At 34.6% G+C, this 19,851-nt stretch carries 18 protein-coding genes; 14 read left to right on the top strand and 4 right to left on the bottom strand.

Translation table 11 applies throughout. The features are described from left to right. Nucleotides 1-209: 209 nt before the first annotated feature. The 3 genes from AAGS61_RS15185 (at nt 210) to AAGS61_RS15175 (ending at nt 5,714) form a co-directional block, all read left to right on the top strand. Complete coding sequence (locus AAGS61_RS15185) at nt 210-1,751, top strand: sensor domain-containing diguanylate cyclase (protein ID WP_391373679.1); 1,542 nt, start codon at nt 210-212, stop codon at nt 1,749-1,751. A gap of 553 nt (nt 1,752-2,304) precedes the next feature. Next, nucleotides 2,305-3,543 carry an ATP-binding protein gene (locus AAGS61_RS15180; protein WP_391373676.1) on the top strand — a complete coding sequence of 413 codons (1,239 nt, stop codon included), beginning with the start codon at nt 2,305-2,307 and terminating at the stop codon, nt 3,541-3,543. A gap of 962 nt (nt 3,544-4,505) precedes the next feature. Then, complete coding sequence (locus AAGS61_RS15175) at nt 4,506-5,714, top strand: acyltransferase family protein (RefSeq protein ID WP_391373673.1); 1,209 nt, start codon at nt 4,506-4,508, stop codon at nt 5,712-5,714. A 98-nt stretch (nt 5,715-5,812) separates the two neighbouring features. Here AAGS61_RS15175 and AAGS61_RS15170 read toward each other — a convergent pair whose 3' ends face one another. Continuing rightward, nucleotides 5,813-6,391 (bottom strand): TetR/AcrR family transcriptional regulator, encoded by a 579-nt coding sequence (locus AAGS61_RS15170; protein ID WP_391373671.1) that lies wholly within the window; start codon nt 6,389-6,391, stop codon nt 5,813-5,815. 918 nt (nt 6,392-7,309) lie between these two features. On the opposite strand from AAGS61_RS15170, the gene deoD reads away from it, so the two are divergent. Both deoD and AAGS61_RS15160 read left to right on the top strand, forming a co-directional pair. Further along, nucleotides 7,310-8,029 carry a purine-nucleoside phosphorylase gene (gene deoD / locus AAGS61_RS15165; RefSeq protein ID WP_391373668.1) on the top strand — a complete coding sequence of 240 codons (720 nt, stop codon included), beginning with the start codon at nt 7,310-7,312 and terminating at the stop codon, nt 8,027-8,029. A 406-nt stretch (nt 8,030-8,435) separates the two neighbouring features. Beyond that, entirely contained in the window at nt 8,436-8,906 is a 471-nt protein-coding gene (locus AAGS61_RS15160; RefSeq protein ID WP_391373665.1) for an HAD family hydrolase, read from the top strand. Nucleotides 8,907-8,996: 90 nt separating this feature from the next. Here AAGS61_RS15160 and AAGS61_RS15155 read toward each other — a convergent pair whose 3' ends face one another. Then, on the bottom strand, nt 8,997-9,371 hold the full coding sequence (locus AAGS61_RS15155) for a VWA-like domain-containing protein (protein WP_391373663.1): 375 nt from the start codon (nt 9,369-9,371) through the stop codon (nt 8,997-8,999). A 212-nt stretch (nt 9,372-9,583) separates the two neighbouring features. Here AAGS61_RS15155 and AAGS61_RS15150 point away from each other — a divergent pair, with 212 nt between their 5' ends. From AAGS61_RS15150 to AAGS61_RS15140, 3 genes are all read left to right on the top strand, one after another. Then, nucleotides 9,584-9,805, top strand: coding sequence for a spore protein Tlp (locus AAGS61_RS15150; RefSeq protein WP_391373660.1), 222 nt, complete (start codon nt 9,584-9,586; stop codon nt 9,803-9,805). Nucleotides 9,806-10,389: 584 nt separating this feature from the next. Then, nucleotides 10,390-10,959, top strand: a complete 570-nt coding sequence (locus AAGS61_RS15145) for a TIGR00730 family Rossman fold protein (protein WP_391373657.1) — start codon at nt 10,390-10,392, stop codon at nt 10,957-10,959. Between the two features lie 89 nt (nt 10,960-11,048). Continuing rightward, nucleotides 11,049-11,489, top strand: coding sequence for a GNAT family N-acetyltransferase (locus tag AAGS61_RS15140; protein ID WP_391373655.1), 441 nt, complete (start codon nt 11,049-11,051; stop codon nt 11,487-11,489). A gap of 171 nt (nt 11,490-11,660) precedes the next feature. On the opposite strand, the gene AAGS61_RS15135 is transcribed toward AAGS61_RS15140, so the two are convergent. Next, on the bottom strand, nt 11,661-12,194 hold the full coding sequence (locus tag AAGS61_RS15135) for a thioredoxin domain-containing protein (RefSeq protein ID WP_391373653.1): 534 nt from the start codon (nt 12,192-12,194) through the stop codon (nt 11,661-11,663). Nucleotides 12,195-12,197: 3 nt separating this feature from the next. Next, nucleotides 12,198-13,373, bottom strand: a complete 1,176-nt coding sequence (locus AAGS61_RS15130) for an acyl-CoA dehydrogenase family protein (protein ID WP_391373650.1) — start codon at nt 13,371-13,373, stop codon at nt 12,198-12,200. Nucleotides 13,374-13,559: 186 nt separating this feature from the next. Between AAGS61_RS15130 and AAGS61_RS15125 the strand changes: the two genes are divergently transcribed. From AAGS61_RS15125 to AAGS61_RS15100, 6 genes are all read left to right on the top strand, one after another. Further along, entirely contained in the window at nt 13,560-14,315 is a 756-nt protein-coding gene (locus AAGS61_RS15125; protein ID WP_391373647.1) for an amino acid ABC transporter ATP-binding protein, read from the top strand. Between the two features lie 16 nt (nt 14,316-14,331). Further along, complete coding sequence (locus AAGS61_RS15120; RefSeq protein WP_391373644.1) at nt 14,332-15,189, top strand: transporter substrate-binding domain-containing protein; 858 nt, start codon at nt 14,332-14,334, stop codon at nt 15,187-15,189. Between the two features lie 53 nt (nt 15,190-15,242). Beyond that, nucleotides 15,243-15,944, top strand: coding sequence for an amino acid ABC transporter permease (locus AAGS61_RS15115; RefSeq protein WP_391373640.1), 702 nt, complete (start codon nt 15,243-15,245; stop codon nt 15,942-15,944). A gap of 12 nt (nt 15,945-15,956) precedes the next feature. Beyond that, nucleotides 15,957-16,673, top strand: a complete 717-nt coding sequence (locus AAGS61_RS15110) for an amino acid ABC transporter permease (protein WP_391373637.1) — start codon at nt 15,957-15,959, stop codon at nt 16,671-16,673. Between the two features lie 560 nt (nt 16,674-17,233). Then, nucleotides 17,234-17,875, top strand: coding sequence for an alpha/beta hydrolase (locus AAGS61_RS15105; protein ID WP_391373908.1), 642 nt, complete (start codon nt 17,234-17,236; stop codon nt 17,873-17,875). Nucleotides 17,876-18,479: 604 nt separating this feature from the next. Then, nucleotides 18,480-19,841 (top strand): sensor histidine kinase, encoded by a 1,362-nt coding sequence (locus AAGS61_RS15100; protein ID WP_391373635.1) that lies wholly within the window; start codon nt 18,480-18,482, stop codon nt 19,839-19,841. Nucleotides 19,842-19,851 lie beyond the last annotated feature (10 nt).

The following is a 19,851-nucleotide window of genomic DNA, read 5'->3' as shown; positions in this document are numbered from 1 at the left end:
TCTGAAAAACCCCTTTAGAACGTTGAACTGACAACGGTCTAAAGGGGTTTGTTTTTGAGTTGTATATTTCTTCTTAATTCCAACATAAAATTACATATAAACGATGTCTTCATATTAAAATTCTAGCTAGTAATATATCTTTTGTTTTGAAAAACAAATTGTTATAATAAATAAATTATTACATATTTTGTTAAGGTAGGGGGTGTTGTATGAGTACAGAAATGGCAATGCGTAATGTATTAGTGTTTGTGATACCTAGTATATATTTATATATTTTAGGTACATATATGTTAGTAAAATCGTTTCCTTATAAAAGAGCAAGATTGTTAGCAACAAGTATTTTTTTTAGTGCTATTGGCTATACGTTTGATTATATTTCCGTACTTGTGCCAACGGAATTTAGTCGTTTTTTACATCTTTACATTGTGTTAGTTGCCTTTAATTTATGCTTTGTACTCATTATTCATATAATATATGACATTGTAAAAACAATGAAACTGACCAAAATGTCATGGATGCCTCACGTTTTATACGGCTTCTGTATTTTGATGCTTGGTGTTGGCTTTTTAGAAAGTGCCATCAAGCAAGTAGCTGTAGATAACCGGCTTGGTCAAGATGGTAGCTTCGGATACATTTCTGCCATGGCGAATATTGGAGTGTGTGCCGTTATTTTAGTTCTTTTATATGTAGGCTACAAATATGCAAAGACTACCGATTATCGCTTGTTCTTTAAAGTATGCATATCGTTTACCACTATTATGTTTGCCGGAGTAGTTCTCTGGCAGTTAGATTTAATTCACTTAAATTATGTAATGCCAGCTACACCAGCATTATTGTTGATGGTATTAATATGTACGTTCATTTCGTATTTAATGGTAAAGCTAAATTTAGTATCAAGTGCTGTAAAGCGTTATTCTTCCCTTATGGAAACTTCCGCTACACCGATTGTTATACTCGATAAAAATAAGCGAGTGCTAGAGGTCAATGAGAGCGGGAAGTTGGATTATCATATGAGAGTAAATACGGATTTCCGAAATTATTTCAATTATACGAATGAGCCAACTGCATTAGATTATTTGTTTGCGCATTTAGATGAAGAATTATACATCAAAGGTTATCGGATTAATTACTTAAATGAAGATGGAGTTGAAAACATTGTTTTGATTGATGCATCTAAAGTCAATATAGCAGACGAAACGTATTATTATTGTATGGTACACGAAGTAACCTTGGAGTTTCAGCGTAGAAATTTAAATGAACATTTAGCTCATCGCGATGTACTAACAGGTATATATAATCGTACTTATTTCGAGGAAGAAGTAAAACGACAGTTGGCACAGTCCAGAAAAAAAGACGGTGCATTAATGATATGTGATTTAAACTTTTTTAAAGAAATCAATGACACATACGGTCATCAAACAGGGGACAATGTGTTAATTTTTACGGCGAATTGCTGGGGTGAAAATTTACCAAAGCCACATATATTAGCACGTTTAGGTGGCGATGAATTTGTCATGTTTTTTGAGCAAATTGAATCGAAGGAAAAGTTTTTAAAGCAAATAAACGAGGCGCGTTATGCATTCCAAGTTAACTTGTATAAGCAGGACGACATCGAAATTGAAATTGTACCAAGTATTGGAATTGTTTTTGTTGAAGAAGATGGCATAGATTATGAGCATCTCTATCATACTTGCGATGTACGTATGTATGAGGATAAAAAAAATATAAAAGAACAATATTTAATGAAATAAGTGTAGAGAACGCTACTTGAAAAAATCAACATATAGAGCTTGTCGTAAAAGAAGTAGAGACGTCATTAGATTTGTATATAAGTATAATATAGAAACCGCACTAAGCTATATTAAGGTGAACGGTATCATAAATAAATGAGGTTTTTCGACGATTAAATAACTAAAATCAATTTCTATTAGACTGATAGCATTCAAGGCAATTAGATAGTGGCATACATTTATTTGAAGTTGAAATAGTAAAAATCACTTTAGAAGAGAAGCATATAGCTCCTCTTTTTTTCATTTCAAAGGCAGACCATAAGAGCAAAATTGAGGTAGATTACTTGTTAAAATAGGTCCAATAAACATTAGGGATTTGCTCTTTACCTTAACGGTTCTCCCTCTCCGTACAACTAAAAATATCGCTTTACCTAACCTAGTTCACCTATTTCACAATTTTCAAATTAAGATGTAATTGTATGCTGAAATGGTATGATAATATACATAGGAAATCCAAAACATATATTTAAGTAAAATGAGAGATATCCAATAAACGATTAAACAAGGGGTATGTATGAAGGGAATGGATACTCAAATAAATAAAAAAATATACTATAGTGCAATGTTAATTGTAATAACCATCATGATCATGGGGTTATTTATTGATAATCCACGTATGGGTGAGCATGGGAGTGGCTTTATCTTACATGTTACATTTGTGGTCATGCTATCTTTCTGTTTATTGCTTTATCCTAGATATGTAACCCATGTTTTTAGAATAATACTCATAATAGTAGCATCGTCTTACTTTTATACTATTTTCTTTTTATATCCAGCGACTGGGTCCAACTTTATCTTTCTATGTTTTATTCCCATAATCGCTATCTTGTTTTTTGATGCAAAGCTCTTTTACTTTTCTTTACTATTAAACGGTATATCAATAATGTTTACTTTTAGTTATATTATATTAATTGATCAAGGGAATGAATTTGGCTTTATAAAACAAGATTTAACAGGAAATGTTATAAATTTTATAGGTAGTCAAGTGATTATCTATTGTGTATTTTATGTATCGTATGGACGAATTAAAAAACAGCAATTATATTATGAAAAAATAAAACAGACAGAGCGTTTGAAGATATCTGGCCAACTAGCAGCTGCTGTTGCTCATGAAATCAGAAACCCTTTGACAGTTGTTAAAGGATTTTTGGAGCTAAACGAAAAAGATCCTTCAGTTAGTGATGATATAAAGAGACACTTTGCTTTGATGATTGGTGAATTGAATGCTGCTGAGCACGTGATTTCTCAATTATTATCTGTTGCAAAACCAAATAATGATCAAGGAACGGAAACGGTTAATGTAAAGAATGTTCTGCAGAATGTAACAGATTTACTTCATTCCTATGGACTTTTGAATGAGAATAATATTGAATTAAATGTAATAGAAGATTGTGTTATCATCGCAAATCCTATAGAAGTTAAACAATTATTAATCAATATAATTAAAAATGCAATTGAGGCCTCCAAAATAGGTGATTCGGTTGAGATAACGGCTAGTATGAAAAATGATGTTGTTGAGATTAAAGTCATTGATTATGGACAAGGAATGTCAGAAGTAGAAGTCCAATCTTTAGGTACTCCGTTTTACTCTTTTAAAAGCAAAGGGACGGGATTAGGTATGATGATTTGCTACAATATTGTAGCAAAATATAAAGGAACAATAGATATCCAAAGTGCGAAAGGTAAAGGTACTACGGTTACTATTAGCTTTCCATCAAAGCATAACACAATCGGGTCTAAAGGTAGAATATAAATAGAGTTTCCTTTTAAGAAGACTAGGAGAGATTTCACTGAATGTCCAGAAATCCAATTCTTTTATTTATGAAAAGTGAAACCTCATTTTGATTAGGTACGGTGAACCGTATCAAAAGTAATTGCGGTTTTTGAATAAGTCACTAATCATATTAATAATGATATGATTAGTGACTTATTTTGCTTCATAATTAATATAGAAAGGTAAATTGTTTGCAGCTGTATTGTGAGGGGGGTACTAATAATCCTAAATTAAGTTCATTTAAATAGAAAGTCCAGTTTTGCGGAGAATATAAGTTATTACAATTAATAAATAACAATAAAAGCGAGCATCAACCTGTTCAGTTGATGTGGAATAATCCATTCGAGATGTTGCCCAAGAAGATTTCCCGTATTACGCTGCTTTTTTGGCATTTCTAAGTCCGCTATCAGCCAATCCATGATTTATACATCTATCTTTTTTGATACGGTTTTACGCTTCTCTAGTTTCAGATTAAAATCCTATTGCTCCACGTATTTTTATACGGTTTTAAAATCATGTCCCGTTTCATTTGCTATTTTTCGTAAGGAATAACTCTTCTCCTCATACAAAAATTTGATATGATGAACTTGTATCATTGTAAGCATCCTTTCCATTCCTCCTAATCGACTTTTTTGCCAATTAGAAGGTTAGTAGATTTGAAGGGTACGGACAATGATATTTTTGTACGTTTTAAAGGGCCCATAACTGCTAGAATTTCCAGTTACATTCTACTCCTTTTTTATTTTGCACTAAACATTTTATATTAAAGTGAAACTCCACGTAATTAACCATATATAAATTGACCCGTAGTCATAAATGATGATTATAAAATAAATATTCTAAAATTTAATTAATAAAATAATAATATAAATATTGACCATGAGTCTAAAAAGTATTATAAATAGTTTAGTAGTTATTTCCAAAAAAAGGGGAAATGTAAGTTGTCTAATACACGTATTCATTTTATGGATTTTTTAAAAGTGTTTCTTTCTTGCACTGTAATCGTCCACCATGCAGGTCAACCTTATGGCGGGGCAAATGGTTTTTGGTATGTACGAGATTTGGGTGTCGATTCGGACTTGGGCGTTTTTTTTGGAATAAACTCTGCCTTTAATATGAGTCTTTATTTTTTTCTTTCTGCTTATTTTATTCCTCTTGCGTATAAACACAAAGGGAATATAGGTTTTTTGAAAGATCGGTTGAAGAGAATTGGTATACCTTTATTGTTTGGATTTATAGTAATAATTCCTTTAATAATGTACTTTTATTATAATGAATTTCGTGGTTACCCTAACCTATCGTTATATGAATACTATAAAAATATTTATCTAGGATTTGGTGAAAAACCATTAAATTGGGCAGGACCGTCTTGGCCAGACCTAAATTTTGGCCATCTTTGGTTTATTGAACATCTTCTTATTTATTCACTAATATATCTATTATTAATGAATCTTTTTAAAAATATTAATTTACCAAAAATTTCAATTGCCCCAACACATAAACATATTTTTATATTTGTTATTATTGTATCGTTAATCACTTTTTTAGTTCGAACAAGTTATTCGATTGATGAATGGATTGGTGTACTAGGTTTTATCCAAATGGAGTATGCACACTTTCCTCAATATTTAGCATTTGTAGTTTTGGGAATAACAGCTGCTAATAGTAACTGGATTTATCATATCCCTAAAGGTGTTGGTAATTTATGGTTATCTATAGGGGTTTTATTAATTGCTTTAAATGTCATTGGGTTTGTACCACATTCAAGGGGTGGATGGGATAGTAGTTCACTTATTTATGCAATCTATGAGACCTTTTTATGTACAGGACTTTCAATTGGTTTAATTGAATTATTTCAACGTAAATTAAATAGAAAATCAAAATGGATTGAGACGCTAGCTAAAAATTCCTTTTGTGTTTATATTATTCATATTCCAGTTTTAATTGGAATTCAATATATTTTAATTAGTGTACCTGTTTCAGGCTATATAAAATTCGTATTAGCATTGCTATTGGGGATTGTCTTTAGCCATTTAATATCATATTTTATTATTCGAAAATTACCGGTTATTAGTCTACTATTCTCTGGTACAAATCATAGACGTTCTCAAAGTTTAGTCGATAAATTTAATAAGAAGAGTATATATTAGTTCTCTGCTTGTCTCATATTCTCTCTTTGACAACATTCCTGCGAGTTTTTATAACCCAGGCTATTCTCGCAGGATTACTTTGGAAATCAACAGGATCTTTATGAAGATATTCCTTTAAAGAAAACATCAAAACTAATCATAAGTTGTGTAATAAGATCATCTTCGCCTCCACCAAGACACCAGTGGGTTAATACACCAATAAACATTTGAATAGTTAAGTCTGCCAGTGTTTCAGGGGATAATTTTTGTGTAAATTCCCCCGTTTCTTGTCCATGCTTAAAGATTGGAATCAATAAAGCACGAAGATTATTCATATTATCTATGTGATTATTTAAATTATTAGCACTTGAGAGAGTTGCCATTAAAGTGGCTCTTCTTAATGACCTTGTATAGTTTAAATTATGTACGATATTAATTAACGAAGAGAGTAGTTTAGGTACTACTGGACTTGTGATATTCATTAATTTTTCAGCTTCTGAATAGATTGAAATTCTTTCGAAATCCTCTATGACTGCCTCTTTTGTCGGAAAATAATTAAAAAAAGTACCCTTAGAAACTCCAGCTAATTTCACAATATCTTCAACCTTTGTCGACTCATATCCGTTTTCCGAAAATAATTTGAAAGCAGCGTTTGTTATAGCTAATTTAGTTTGTCTTTTCTTTTCTTCCCTTCCCAACTTTATTCACTCCATTTCTTACAATAACGTTATTATTAATTCTACTATAAATAACTGTTTAAAAAGTAATTATTGTTTTAATAATACGTATTAAGAAAAACAAACAGCTATTATTGATATGCTCCCAATTAGGTAGACAGATGAAATAAAAAAATTCATCTTATCTAATTGGGGGCATTTTTGTATAGCCTTTTATAAACATCCCCAAGAATTAATGTTATCTATTGTTCATTTATATCAAGACACTAGCGTCGCATTAAAATAGCTTAGGTTTCATTTGAAGTCTGAATTTTCTGTAATTATATTTCACCATAAAAAAATCCTTTATAATGGTTTGGCGGTAGTAACCAATCCAAATCCAACATAAGGGACAAACACAGGGATAAGATACCATATAATTGCTGGATTGGTGCGGTTTTAAAATTGTACTAAATGCCAGGGGTATGAAAATAATAGTTCTTTCTATTTTCTAATAAGGCAATGGTTTCGGCTATTTGTTCTATTCCACATTTTATTTGACGGTCATGTACTTGAGAAATACATAAACGAATAACATTGTCTTTCTTATATTCAGGTAAGAACATTTTATCTGCATCAGCGATTAAAACGCGTTTTTCGGATAATAAAAGAGCAAGCTTTTTTGCTGACACATTTTCAGGTAAATAAATGGAAAGATAAAATCCGCTATCAGGTTTAGTGTAATACGTGCTTTTAGGTAGTAATTGTTCACAAGAACTTTTGAGTAATTGTGAATTAGAGCACGGAGCCCATAAATTTTGAATAGTTTATGCTTAATATTTTTTGTTTATAATAAAGCAGTAGTCCATCAATTTAAAGATAAGCTTCTTTATAATGGTGAAAAATGGATTACAAAGCTATAGCTTAACAATAACATAAAGATATTAAGGAGAGAATGAAATGAAAAACAATGAATTAAAAGAAACACCACATATAAAGCCAAATGGAGCAGAAATAGCGGAAACGATACTTTTGCCAGGAGATCCACTTCGCGCAAAGTTTATAGCTGAAAACTTTTTAGAAAAACCTGTTCTTTTTAATGAAGTTCGAGGCATGCTCGGGTACACAGGCGAATATAAAGGCAAGAAAGTTTCTGTTATGGGGACGGGTATGGGGTCACCAAGCATGGCGATATATTCATGGGAACTAATTAATGTTTTTGGCGTTAAAAATTTAATTCGTATCGGTTCATGTGGGGCGATGCAACGTGATATTAAGTTATACGATATTATTCTTGCGATGGGAGCAGCAACAAATTCAAATTATGCACATCAATTCAATCTTCCAGGTCAATTTCCAATTACAGCATCTTATGAATTATTAGAGAAAGCTAAGAAAATCTCTGATGAAAAGAATTATAAGGTGCATGTAGGGAATGTACTTTCTAGTGATGTTTTCTATAATGCGGATGAAACGGCAACAGAAAAGTGGGCTAAGATGGGAATATTAGCGGAAGAAATGGAAACGACAAGCTTATATTTAAACGCTGCTAGTGCTGGAGCGAAAGCATTAACCATTTTAACAGTGAGTGACCATATGATTACACATGAACAAACAACACAAGAGGAGAGACAAACTTCATTTACAAAGATGATGGAAATAGCTTTAGATGTAGTATAAGTATTATGGGTCCTATGAGTGATTACTTATAGGCAGCACATAGTCTACTTTATCGCAAATCAACTGGCTCGTAAATTCCCACAAGGTCTATGAAATAAAGCTGAGTAGATGTTGGTAAGAGGATGTTGCAAGTAGGTATTGAAAAATAAGTATGTTAAAACCTCATTTAGTTACAATACGGTGAACTGTATCATAAGTAAGTGCAGTTTTCTCCTAAAAAATTCAATCATAAAACAACCAAAGGCATTTGAAATTCCTTCGTTTCAAATGCCTTTCATTTGTATTGATCGGCAAACTGTATCATAAATAGGTTAGGTACATAACTTTACATGGAAGATTTAGAACTATACTAGTTAAAAAATAACAAATACACACCGAAGAAAAGCCTATAAAGGAGCTGTTTAAAGTGGAAATTAATATACCAGGAAGAGGAATCATAAAAATTAAAAATCTTTTATTAGACTACAATGGAACTATAGCTTGTGATGGTAAGGTTATCCCTTCCGTAAAAGAGAAAATAGAGGCTATTCATAAAAAAGGAATAAAGGTACATTTAGTCACTGCTGATACTCATGGTACTGCAAGAAATCAATGTGCTAATATGCCGATTGAAATACAAATATTTGATAACTCAAATGCTGCAGAAAATAAACGAGAAATTGTAGGGAAACTGGGGGCAGAACATTGCATATGCATTGGAAATGGGTTTAATGATGGACAAATGTTTGAAGTTTGCAGCATATCGATTATAGTAATCGGGGAAGAAGGATGTTCAGCAAAGTCTTTAATGAAAGCTGATATTGTATGTAAGAATATTGAAGAGGCCTTTGATTTGATATTAAAACCGAGTAGAATCATTGCAACTTTAAGAGGATAAAATATTCTGGGCTATTATTGAGTTTAAACAGTGAACCATATAGATACTTTTTTGTAGGAATGAACCTCATTTTCTTAGAAAAAAGGGGAATCAATCAATATAAAACACTTTACCTTTTGCAATAAACGGCAAACGGTTTCCTTTTGGTAGAACAAAGGAATGTGGATGGGCGATTTGTAAGCGGTCAGTAAAGCCATCTGTGATGATTAAAATTGGACTGTTTTTAGGGAAGTCATCCGTTTTTTGTAGTAGATTTATAGCTGGCTGTAATATCGTACCGCCGCGCCCTTTAATTTTAACGGAGCCAGCAATATCTTCTGCTCGCATATAGCCAGCATCATAGGCCGTAGCATCACAGAAAATGACGCGTACAGTTTCAACATCACGTGCAATACTGTAGCTTGTGATCGTACCAAGTGCCTTTGCGAGGAGCTTAGTATCCATGGAGCCAGGTGTATCGAGCACTACACCAAAAATGACATTTTTAATATTGAAGAATGAGTTTAGTCAAAATTCAGTGTGCTTTAGAAGGTGGTCGTTTAAGCTTGATTGATTTGAGTGATAAATAATTAATTGAATACATATTCCTTTCATTGGAATTCCTTGTTTTCTGTATAAATAAAACAAAGGAATACAAACTAATGAAGCAATTTAATAACGAATTAGGAGGAATAGTGATGGAAAATGATAGACATGAAGTATTTAATAAAAAGTCCGAGAATGCGCTAAGCCTAGGGAAAATGATTGAAAATACGAAAGAAAATATTAAAGAAGCTGAAATTAGTATGGAATTTGCGACTCCTGAAGAACTAGAAAATATAGAGAAAAAAAATTCCCATCGTAGACAATCTATCGCCCAGATGGAGGAGCAATTAAAGAGATCTACAAAGAAAAATTAAACATAACATATTGTAGAAGTCCTGACTTATAGGTTTGTTCTACACTTTGAGTTGCAAATAACCTTTAATTTTGGCCATTGTAAAAGCCGGACATCCAAAAGTTACGATGAGGCGTATTATAAGTAAGAAATATAAGTACGAAGTCTATTTATTTTAGACTTGGTACTTTTTGATTGTTTGGAGCTAAACCGGGCATGAATGCGCTATTGTTCCTACTCGGTAATAAAGTGTAGTTTCAGTTCCTCTCTCTTCAAACCTGACAACAACTGTAAGAGTTAATTACTATGTATCTTTGCTGGTACCGTTTTGTGCGTTTATCTTTATGGCTTGACATAATTTCAGCTAAAATAAATAAATTATCAAGAACATTACCTAGTTCTCCTTTTAAATTCTCAATTTGAATTTCTTTTGATAGAGTTACCTCATCTGGACGGTCACGACCAATTTCAATCTTTCGAATCGCTTTGGAAACTTCCCAACCTCATTCTTTGTAAAATTTTGTTATCCGTTTTTGATATTCAAAAATATTCAATGAAAATCACTCTCCATGCTTCTATAATTATAGTATAAAGGGGGAGAAAAATTTGAATATTTCAGTTTACTGTGGGGCCAGTTTAGGGAATAAAGAAGTATATGTAGAAGCAGCAAAATCACTTGGTAAATGGATTGCCGAAAATGGTCATACTTTAGTATATGGCGGAGGCAAAGCCGGTCTAATGGGTGTCATAGCAGATGAAGTTTTATTGCATAACGGTCAAGTCATTGGTATTATTCCAACATTTTTAGCTGACAGAGAGCGCAGTCATCCAAATTTAACTCGTTTAGAAGTTGTGCATTCCATGTCCGAACGTAAAAATAGGATGGTTGAATTAGGAAACTGCTATATTGCATTACCTGGGGGGCCTGGAACTTTAGAAGAAATCTCTGAGGTCATTTCATGGGCAAGAATTGGACAACACCAAAACCCGTGCATTTTATTCAATGTAGACGGCTACTATGATAAGTTGAAAGATTTTTATGAGGATATGGTAACGAATGGTTTTTTAACTGAAGCAGATAAAAAAGCAATCTTGTTTACGAACTCTTTTACTGAAATGGAACAATATATTACAAACTATGCTCCACCGATGGCACGAACATATTCTCGTGGCTAAAAATAACACGATTTTCCCTTCTTCAAAACTTCATTTCACGAGAAGTAATAGATTTTTTATGTAAATTATCGATAATTGGGGGAACTGTTATGAGATTTGAAGTCATAAATATATCGGATGTAAATGAACTCGCTAAGCTATATGTAGAAACATTTAACGCACCACCTTGGAACGATGAGTGGTCTATGGACACAGCGTCAAAGAGGTTATCGCAAATGATTAATGGTCAAGAGTTTTATGGACTTAAAGCCTATGAAGAAGAAACTTTATGTGGAATGATTATGGGTAATGAAGAACAATATTATAACGGCAAACTGTTTCATATTATAGAGTTTTGCGTAAAAAATGATCTGCAACATAAAGGATTAGGGACTAAAATACTTCATGAATTTGAAAGCCGATTGATAAGAAGGGGAATTAGAGAAATTATATTATTTACCTCACGAGAAGATAGAACAGAAGGTTATTATCATAAAAGAGGGTTTCAGTCTTATAACAGCATGGTAATGATGGGGAAAAATATTAATTAACCTAACAGATGTGTTGATGAGGGCGTATACGAAAGACTAGCATGAGTTAAAGGTCCAATTTTTCCGACGCTCGGTCCGGAAAAATTGGATTGAAGTCTTGCCTGCAGTGGAAATCAGCGTTTTGTGTAGTGTAGCGACACTTGTTTCGTTTGATTGTCCGAGTGCTAGAAGTTAAGCATTTAGTTTTTCAAGGGCAGCAGCGATGTAATCTGGATATTCTGAGTACACACGGCGCTCTTTAAATGAATGTTTTTCGCCGTTAATGAATAATGTTGGCACGAGCTTCACATCACGCTCGATAGCTTCTAATGTGACTTGTAAGCTGCGTTCTGTGTTTGCTTCAATTTCTTCCTCGTGTAAGCCGTATTTTGTGACAAGCAGTTGTTTAAGTTCAGCACTATTGTAATGAATCCACTCATCTTGTGTAGCAAATAGATCATCGATGATTTCGAATGTACGTGTTGGGTTATCGTATTGTAAGCAGAGATGAACTAAGAAACCGTTTAGTAACTCTTCACGTGGCTTATCATATAGCTTTAAAATGTATTGGATTTTACCAGACTCGATATGTGCTGGTAAAATGTCTTTTGTCATATCATAAAAGATTTTACTTCCTGGGCACGATAAATTTGAAAATACTTCTACTTTAATTGGGGCATCATCACGCCCGAGTTTTAATTGATTATTTTTTAGTTGAATTGTCATTGGTTATGCCTCCTCTGTTTTTGCTTCAGCAAGTGCTGCTTGTGCGAGTTTTGTAATCGTCATATCATCCATTGGTGGGTTATGTAGACCAGCGCGTACATCACGGTAATAACGGTTGAGCGGGTTATTGGATTGTAAGCTTTTCGCCCCGACAATGCGCATCGCTAAATCTACAATTTCAATCGCACTATTGGTCACGATATGTTTTGCGGCACCAAGCTCTACTGAAATCGATGCATGCGTTTTAGGGTCCTCAAACTTTTCTGCGACACTATAAATAAAGTAACGCGCTGCCTTTAATTTTAATTCGATTTGTCCTAATTTATCTTGAATATGCGGTAGTTCGCCAATTACCGTATTTAAGCTGTTTGGCTTATATGTGCTAGCAAATTGCACGGCGTAATCACGTGCAGCTTGCGCGATACCTAAATAGACAGCAGGAATATGCAATGCCCAGCCGTTGATGTTAGTGCTTCTTGGTCCATCATTGACTTCGACTAAGGCATCTTCTGGTACAATGGCATCCTTTAAAATTAAATCATGGCTCGCTGTCCCACGCATCGCCACCATATCCCATGTTTCTTCAATCGTCAGCCCTTCCACATCTTTTGGAATTAAAAAGAAGCCGATTGCTTGTTTTTCTTCGATCCAAGCGGAAGTTAAAAAGTGTGTTAAAGCATAAGACATCGTAGTGAATGTTTTACGACCTGTAATGTGCCAGTTCCCATTGATGAGCGTTGCATTTGTACCTGGACGGCCACCGCGTGTTGGACTACCAGTAATGACTTCACTCACAATGCGGTTCGTTACGGCACGTTCGTGTACAATGGCTTCAGCAAATTGAGCTAAGTGTGCGGGTGACCACATTTTTTTAGCGTATACTTCACCGACAACGCCTAATTGCCAACCAATCGCTAATGCAGTAGGTCCATCATATTTGGCTAATGTTTCTTGGAACAAAATCATGTCGTAAATGCCAAAGCCGTCACCACCATATTGTTTTGGGAGTGTGAGTTTGTTGTAGCCAATATCTAATAACTTTTCAAACGTGTCATATGGAAAGCCATTTTCACGATCTGCCTGTTCCCCTAATGTTGTAATTGTCTCACTGAGCGCATGTAAATGCGTTAATACCGCTTGCTGTGCTTCATTTTTAATGAAGACATGTAAGTTATCCATTCTTCCACCTCTTAATCCTTAGTTAATTTATAGGAAAATAAATCATTATAGTTCATAATACAAATAATCTTCAGAAAAATCTAGGGGGTAAATGTATAAAAACCTACTTTACAAGTAGGAATTGTTGTGTTAGATTAATTTTATATTTCTGAAATATCAATATTTTCGATTGAAGGGGGGAGCAATTTGATTAAGCTCGCAGGTATTAAAAAGAGTTTCAAAAATCACCAAGTGTTAAAAGGCATTGACCTCCAAGTAAAGAAAGGAGAAGTATTAACGATACTTGGTCCTTCAGGTTCAGGTAAAACAACATTTTTACGTTGTATTAATTATTTGGAAAAACCAGATGAAGGAATAATCGAAATTGGCGATGCGCTGAAAATCAATGTAAAAAAGCCAGCCAAAAAAGATATTTTAAAACTCCGCCAGCATACAGCGATGGTGTTTCAAAATTACAATTTATTTCAAAATAAAACGGCTATTGAAAATATTGTAGAAGGCTTAATTGTGGCGCAAAAACGTTCCAAGTCAGAAGCGATTAGTATTGCAGAACGCTTATTAGACAAAATTGGGCTATTGCACAAACGAGACGCGTATCCATCGAGCTTATCAGGTGGTCAACAGCAACGAATCGGTATAGCAAGAGCACTTGCGTTAAATCCAGATGTGATCCTATTTGATGAGCCAACGTCATCGTTAGATCCTGAAATGGTTGGAGAAGTATTAAATCTAATGAAAGACATTGCAAAAGAAGGCATTACGATGATTGTTGTGACACATGAAATCGATTTTGCGCGCGAAGTGTCTAACCATGTTGTCTTTATGGACGGCGGACACATTATTGAAGAAGGTACGCCAGAAGAGGTGATTTTAAATCCTCAAAAGGACCGTACAAAACAGTTTTTACGCCGATTAAGCAAAGAGCCAGAATATGTTATTTAAAGGGGAGAGAAAATCAATGAAATTAAAAAAATTCGGTACGTTCGTGGCAAGTTTATCTATCGCAGCGGCTATGTTAGTAGGATGTAGCTCAGACGAAGAGGTATCAACAGCAAATAGCTCAGGTGCAAAAGTCATCAAAGTGGCATTAAGTGATGAAGTAAACCCACCATTTTTATATACAGATAGCGATAATAAACCAGTGGGGTATGATATTGATTATTTAAATGCAGTCGAGGAAAAATTAGATGGTACATATACATTTGAATATCAGTTCGGTGCAGAAGAAAGTAACTTAATTGGGGTTAGTACAAAAAAATCAGATTTTGCGATTAACTGGTTTTTCAAAAACCCAGAGCGTGAAGAGAAATTTTTATATGGAGATCTGGAGTATGGTTATTCTATGACGGCATTAATCGTCCATGAGGATACAACAGATATTCAATCATTTGAAGATTTACAAGGCAAAAAGCTAGCACCAATGGCACCAAGTGGTGGATTACGTACCATTCTCAACAATTATAATGAGAAAAATCCAGATAAAGCGGTCGAAATCGATACGATTGAACATCCATCGAATGCCGACAACTTAAAAGGTTTAGCAGAAGGTAGATATGATGCTGTCTTTTTAAATGTATCCACGTTTAATGCGATTCAAGAAGAAATGAATTTAGACATTAAGGTAGGCGGCGTTGTATCAAAAGAGCCTGTATATATTGTTTACAATAAAGATAATACAGACATTCAACAAGCGATCAATGAAGCAACAAATGAGTTAAGAGAAGACGGTACACTTTCAGAGCTTGCGCAAAAATGGTTTGATGTGGACTTCTTCCAAGATGTTGAATACATCAACAAAGAACAATATAACTTTTAATCCAAAATAGAGAGCATGTGCTGCTCTCTATTTTTATAAGAAAGGAGCTTCAAATGGATGCATCTTTAACAGAATGGGGAGCGTTATTTACGCAGCTCATCGCTCGCCTTCCTTTAACTCTATTTATGCTGATTCTATCGTTGTTTTTAGGGCTTTTTCTGGGAGTAATCATTGCCATTATTCGGATTAAGCAAATCCCGGTTTTGTGTCAATTATTGACGGTATTTATCTCTTTCTCTAGATGTACACCGCTACTTGTCCAATTATTTTTAGTTTATTTTGGTGTCCCGCAGTTATTGGCGGCAGTGGGGATTTATATTAATGATTTAACACCACTTGTTTTTGCGATTGCTACATTTAGCATACATATTTCGGCTTATTTATCAGAGGTGATTCGCTCTGCCTATATGGCCGTTGGACCTGATCAGTTAGAGGCATGCTATAGCGTTGGCATGACATATACGCAGGCGTTACGTCGCATTATTTTACCACAAGCATTTGTGTTAGCGTTGCCGAACTTAGGCAATACGACGATTGAACTGTTAAAGGATACGACAATCGCCTTTACAATCGGGGTACTCGACATTATGGGGCAGGCACGTATCATTATTGGCAACAGCTACGGCCTAGGGATGTTTAAAGTGTATGTCATCATTTCGATTATTTATTGGACCGTTTGTGCGTTAATTGAAGTGACAATTCATCGTTTAGAAACACGATATAAAAAGGGTCGTGTGAATGTGGCAAAATCATAGGGGGGAATAAAATTGACCGTTTTTAATTGGCAATTTGCGCTTGAACATGTCCCCGAGGTGTTAAAAGGGGTTCCGATTACATTACTGATTGCCGTCGTTGCGATTTTAATCGGCTCAGCTCTTGGGCTTGCGATGGCGTTAGCTCGTATATATAAAGTGCGTGTTTTACATGAAGTAGTAGCAGTCTTCGTCTCATTTATCCGAGGCACGCCATTACTAGTGCAATTGTATGTCTTTTTTTATGGCGTACCGGTCGTAGTCGATTGGTTAAATGAGTCATGGGCACTTGGCTGGGATGCACATAGTGTCTCACCGCTATTTTATGCATTTGTCGTGTATTCGCTGAATGCAGCAGCATACACGACGGAAATTTTCCGTGCCTCAATCAATTCGATTCCAGGGGGGCAAATGGAAGCTTGCCACAGTGTCGGTATGACAACATGGCAAGGCTTGCGTCGCGTAATTTTCCCGCAAATGATTATCATGGCGTTACCGAATATGGGGAATATTTTTATTAACCTCATCAAATCAACATCATTAGCCTTCGCAGTAAAAGTAGTAGAAATTTTAGCTATTTCAAAAATGCTAGCGAACCAAGGCTATAATTTCTTAGAAATGTACTTAGTAGCAGCGGTTGTTTATTGGATAATTTGTATACTACTCGAAGTGCTGTTCCATGTTACGGAAAAACGTTTAAGTCTATATAAAAAGAAGGAAATTACAGTGTGATCATGAAGAGCTGCCGAACAAAGGCAGCTCTTTTGCATTTGTAAAATCGTAACTTAGTGGTATAGAGTGCTAAAGTATTGGCTGTGTTATTATAAATGAGTAATGAAAAAGAATTACATATTTGTGGTGCGATACTACAGCTATTCTTGTTTAATAAGGGAATAAAGTGATTTAATTCCGAAAATTATAACAAGCATAACCCCATTCATGATTTAGGAGGGGGTTAAAAATAACGGCTACAGTAAAGCTTCACGAGATTTCTTCATTTGAAAGGGGAATGATAAACTTTGAGCTTAAACAAAGAGAGTATTTATACGGGAATTAACACGCGTTCTTTTTATCAAACACCAGGAGGTAGAGTATTCAATTCAATAGAGGAGCTGAATCAAGAGTATGACATCGATGCAAGTGTATCTGATTTCAACTCCATAGGAAAATGGTTTGCAAGCGAGAGTGTTAAGGCTCGGGAAGAACTGGACTGCACGTTAGACATTCCATATGGCCCTACAATAGCTGAAAGACTAGATGTTTTTCACGGTGAGCCAGGAGGACCTGTCGTAGTGTTTCTTCACGGAGGTTATTGGCGAACGCTTACAAGCAAAGAATTTAGTTTCGTGGCGCGAGGACTTGTGGCTCAAGGCGCTACAGTTATAATTTCTACATACGCTTTATGCCCTGCTGTTACAATCGATGAGATTGTTCGCCAGCATCGTGCAGCGATTACTTGGGCGTACAATCATGCTGCAGATTTGGGAGCAGACCCCAAACGATTAGTTGTCACAGGTCACTCTGCAGGTGCCCACGGAGTCGCAATGGTGCTCGCAACGGATTGGGAAAATGATTATGGATTACCACCCGATATCATACGTGGTGGATGTGCGATTAGTGGACTATTTGACCTTCAGCCGTTACCATACACATTTGTGCAGCCTTACCTGCAGCTGACTGGGGATCAAATTTTGCGCAATAGCCCGATTCTTAATTTACCCAAATTTGCTCCACCGCTACTAGTAACAAGAGGTGGTAAGCAAACTTCCGAGTTCCTGCGCCAGTCGGATGACTTCTACGCTGCATGGAAATCAGCGGGGCTTCCGGGTGAGTATTGGATTCAACCGGAGTGTAATCACTTTGATGAGTTGTTCCCCCTAACTGAATCCGATAGTGAACTTACCAATAAAATAATTCAACTAGCTATCGGCTGAATGACATAGAGATAAAGAGCAATGTCATGAATGGATGATGCATTCATTGTGAAATAAAAATGAATGTTGTTAAGCGAATGCGATCCTCAATAAACGGACCCGATTGTAGAGCAACACTTTAGAAAATGATGAACCTTTTTTATAAAAGTCTCATGCTGAACTAAAATGAAAACCTCCATTTTGATCAATCTTTTACAAAATGGAGGTTTTGCATTTGGTGTTAAATAAGGAGTGGATAAAATTTTTTACTTGAATTTTATTACAAACTAACATGACCTGATACTATGTCAAGAAAATAGACAGGGAAAATTGAGATTTTGCTTTCAATCTAAGTGCGTTATCGTTTGTGAGGTTAAAAGGGGTTAATTATATGGCCTTCGTTTTCTGTGAAGTTTTGAAATATTGCTTTTCGTATGCAATGGGCGACAAAACCTTAGAATTTAGCTTAATTCTAAGGTTTTTAAGCTTTAAATAACATCTTTTATATGAACAAACTAATAAGACTTTAATTATGAAGCGAAATAAATAAAAGGTAATTTAATTATCTGCATAATTTTTTCATATTTATTGTTTATACTTTTTTATGAGAGGGGCGAATTTTTAGTTGAACAAAATCTCTACAAAATTAGCAACATACTTTTTTATTGTTGTCCTAATATTAGAGCTATTTCTTATGTATTACCTTCATCAAAATATGATTAATACAAGAGTTGAGGAAGAATTTTCATTATTACTAGCAAATGGCGCAAATCATCGTGATGTGCTTGTTGAAAATTTTACAGACATGACAATAAAACATATCATCTTGATGGAAAAGAATGAAAATAGAGAAGTGGCGATTACAAATAGTACAGGTGACATCATTAATAGTTCTGATCAATCTTACATGTTGCTAGAAGAGTACAATCTTTTAATCAACGACCTTCATAATAAAAAAGATGAAGTTATAGTTTCAGATTGGAGAAGATCTCCTTATATTGTGAGCGCGCACCCTTATAAAGTGAGTGAAAAGCAATCTGGCTATGTCCTCATGTTTCAAAGTACAAACTCTATGAATCAAATGGTTAATAGTATGAATCTGCATTTTGTTATCTCAGGAGTGACCATTTTTATTGTGCTATTTGTTGTATACGCAATACTATCTAAAGTTTTGACAAGACCATTAATACGTATGAAAGAGGCTACTGAGAAATTAAGTAAAGGTGATTTTAATGTTAGCTTACCTAGATTGGGGAAAGATGAAATTGGTGAATTATCAAGTTCCATTCAGAAGTTAGCTAATGATTTACAACATTTCAAAAGTGAGCGCAATGAATTTCTTGCATCCATTGCACATGAATTAAGTACACCATTAACCTATTTAATTGGGTATTCGAAAGTAGCTATGAGAAAAGAGTTAAGTGAGGGAGAACGAAATCACTATCTTGAAATCATTGGTGAAGAGTCAGAGCGAATGAAGAACTTAGTGAAAAATTTATTGGATTTAGCGAGGATTGATGAAACTTCATTTACGATATCTAAACAATACTTTTGGGCTCGTCCATTTTTCGAAAATATTTATAAACTTGTTGCACCTTCATATGAAACAAAAAAAATGAAGTTAAACCTTGTTTGTGAAAAAGACTTCCAAATATACGCTGATCCTATACGATTGGAACAAATTATGCTAAATCTATTGGACAATGCTTTGAAGTATTCAGATGAAAATTCGGAGGTTACTATAGAAGCCTATAATAAAGAAAGAGAAACGATTATTTCTGTAACGGATACAGGAATTGGGATTCCATCAGATGAACTGGAGTTTATTTTTGAAAAACTATACCGCGTGGAAAAATCAAGATCACGTATATATGGTGGTTCGGGAATTGGACTTGCTGTTGTGAAAGAATTAGTGGAGGCTCATGATGGTACCATTAATGTTAAAAGTAAAGTAGGAGAAGGGAGCATATTTACAATAACATTATAGTCGGAGGTTT

Origin of the sequence: Lysinibacillus sp. KU-BSD001 (genome assembly GCF_042920265.1) — a bacterium.
In the GTDB taxonomy this organism is placed as follows: Bacteria; Bacillota; Bacilli; order Bacillales_A; family Planococcaceae; genus Lysinibacillus_B.
This window is presented reverse-complemented; position numbering and strand designations above follow the sequence as displayed.

Excerpts from the sequence above, each read along its gene's own strand:
- AAGS61_RS15135 (WP_391373653.1), bottom strand. The coding sequence starts at position 12,194 with ATGACAATTCAACTAAAAAATAATCAATTAAAACTCGGGCGTGATGAT.
- AAGS61_RS15120 (WP_391373644.1), top strand. The coding sequence starts at position 14,332 with ATGAAATTAAAAAAATTCGGTACGTTCGTGGCAAGTTTATCTATCGCA.
- AAGS61_RS15130 (WP_391373650.1), bottom strand. The coding sequence starts at position 13,373 with ATGGATAACTTACATGTCTTCATTAAAAATGAAGCACAGCAAGCGGTA.
- AAGS61_RS15150 (WP_391373660.1), top strand. The coding sequence starts at position 9,584 with ATGGAAAATGATAGACATGAAGTATTTAATAAAAAGTCCGAGAATGCG.
- deoD (WP_391373668.1), top strand. The coding sequence starts at position 7,310 with ATGAAAAACAATGAATTAAAAGAAACACCACATATAAAGCCAAATGGA.
- AAGS61_RS15140 (WP_391373655.1), top strand. The coding sequence starts at position 11,049 with ATGAGATTTGAAGTCATAAATATATCGGATGTAAATGAACTCGCTAAG.
- AAGS61_RS15185 (WP_391373679.1), top strand. The coding sequence starts at position 210 with ATGAGTACAGAAATGGCAATGCGTAATGTATTAGTGTTTGTGATACCT.
- AAGS61_RS15180 (WP_391373676.1), top strand. The coding sequence starts at position 2,305 with ATGAAGGGAATGGATACTCAAATAAATAAAAAAATATACTATAGTGCA.
- AAGS61_RS15115 (WP_391373640.1), top strand. The coding sequence starts at position 15,243 with ATGGATGCATCTTTAACAGAATGGGGAGCGTTATTTACGCAGCTCATC.